The sequence below is a fragment of the Duncaniella muricolitica genome (genome assembly GCF_910574735.1).
GTDB lineage: Bacteria > Bacteroidota > Bacteroidia > Bacteroidales > Muribaculaceae > Duncaniella > Duncaniella muricolitica.
The window spans coordinates 1-1,672 of the sequence record NZ_CAJTCF010000158.1 but is presented as its reverse complement, the minus strand read 5'-3'; the positions used below and the strand labels follow the sequence as shown (position 1 = coordinate 1,672).

Annotated in this window: 2 protein-coding genes; one reads left to right on the top strand and one right to left on the bottom strand. The window is 45.4% G+C overall.

Annotated features, from left to right (window positions below; genetic code table 11):
* Positions 1–253 precede the first annotated feature (253 nt).
* Positions 254–1,141, bottom strand: coding sequence for an N-acetylmuramoyl-L-alanine amidase-like domain-containing protein (locus QGT73_RS17275; protein ID WP_280123252.1), 888 nt, complete (start codon positions 1,139–1,141; stop codon positions 254–256).
* A gap of 254 nt (positions 1,142–1,395) precedes the next feature.
* On the opposite strand from QGT73_RS17275, the gene QGT73_RS17270 reads away from it, so the two are divergent.
* Positions 1,396–1,672, top strand: a 277-nt coding sequence (locus tag QGT73_RS17270; RefSeq protein WP_280123251.1) for a hypothetical protein, incomplete at its 3' end; no start/stop codon positions are given.

Here is a 1,672-nt window from a genome sequence, read left to right as displayed (position 1 = left end):
AGTGTATGCCCGGTTTTCAACTCCCTGAGAATCGAATATACGAACTAATCTCGAAAAAATCCAGATTATTCTAAAATATTCAATTCTCAGAGGCTTTAATCAGAGGAGTTCTGCAACACCCTCAGGAGATTGATAGCCGTAAGCACCCTGAGCCTGGAAGGCTCAGGGTGCTTACGGTATTAGGGAATCGACGAAGGAGGTGTCTGAAAGACACCTTGTTACATGCATGACCGTCAATACATCCTCAAAAATACTATTGCTGTTTATTCAATCTGATGAAGCGCGCACCGGTAAGATTGCGGTTCTTGCGCATATACTCTGACAGAGGCAGCGGGTCAATTGTGACCTTTCCTGCCTTTGACGAAGCATGCAACAGATAAGGCACACCATCTTTCATCACCACAATACCGATATGGCTCACGTCAAGACCGGGCGTCTTGGTCGTAAAAGCTATTATATCCCCCTCTTTAAGTCGCGAAGCCATCTTTTTGGACATCAGATCGGTACTCTTTATATAAGGAAAACGGTGGGAACGATAGCCGACCTCACAACTTTTTATTTTTTCATACACATCATCGTCACCCATCGCCGGATATGCATCCCGGTGATTTGACATATAATCGAGCGTCTTGACCTTATAGAAAGCCACCGGAATACGGTCGGTGACCTCACGGAGTATACCGCGGTGAGTATTATCGACAATCCAGTCACTGATATAATGGAGTCGCGAGCTGTAACCGTCCACACGTCCCTGGCGATAACGGAGCTGTTGCAGATTGTAGAGAAAATCCTGCCACGAATTTCTCTTTTCATCAATGGTCATAGCCAAGGCCGCCACAGTCTCGACAAACGTAGTGCAATCCATCCCGTCGAAATTCACCGTGAGAGTCTCTGGTGAACCCTCGAGAGTAGCGGCAACATAAGGAGTCCCGATTAATTTCTCGCCTATTGTCACCATGAGGTCATTGATGTCAGAGACATCCTGGCGGGAAACCTCGCTCAATATATTATTGATGCGCGTGGTGTCCGCGTCCTCGTTGTGCCATCTCACCATGCCCGGCGTGGCTGCATGGACAGTGAGCGGAAGAGCCGAGCAAATGACGGCCGTTATATATAATAATGTGGCAAGGCATTTCTTCATGACTTTAATTTTTTTGAATACCGACGGTGGTCATTGGTCACAGTCGGGTGGTGAGGTTAAATAATATGGCGCGGATTGAAAAAAATCTATCCGTAAGCAGTGTTTTTTTTGCGTTGGAGAGCATTTTCAATCGATAGCTCAAAATTAGCAAAAATCCTCCACAAAACCTGCTAAAAACGGCCTAAAACCCGCTTTTTTGCAAAAGTTCACCCGAAAAGTGTTAAATTAGTGTTAAAATAGTGCGAAAAACTTGCATGGAATCAAAAAAAGCTCTACCTTTGCAGAGCTTTTCCGAAAGAGATACGGCAAAGCTGAGAACATTGAAAAGAATTGCAACGATAGAAGTAGTACAAGAGACGAGCCTATCGGTCTTGAATGAAGGTCGATATGGAAATAAAAGTTCTCTGTCAATTTTCCACCCAAGGAAAAACAACGATACGAAAGATCCGGCGTTTACGAGACAATCGAGTCCGCTGGGCATCACGCCCGCAAGGGAAGTGAGGGATACCTTCTCCGCGAAAGCAACAACAA

Excerpts from the sequence above, each read along its gene's own strand:
- QGT73_RS17275 (WP_280123252.1), bottom strand. The coding sequence starts at position 1,141 with ATGAAGAAATGCCTTGCCACATTATTATATATAACGGCCGTCATTTGC.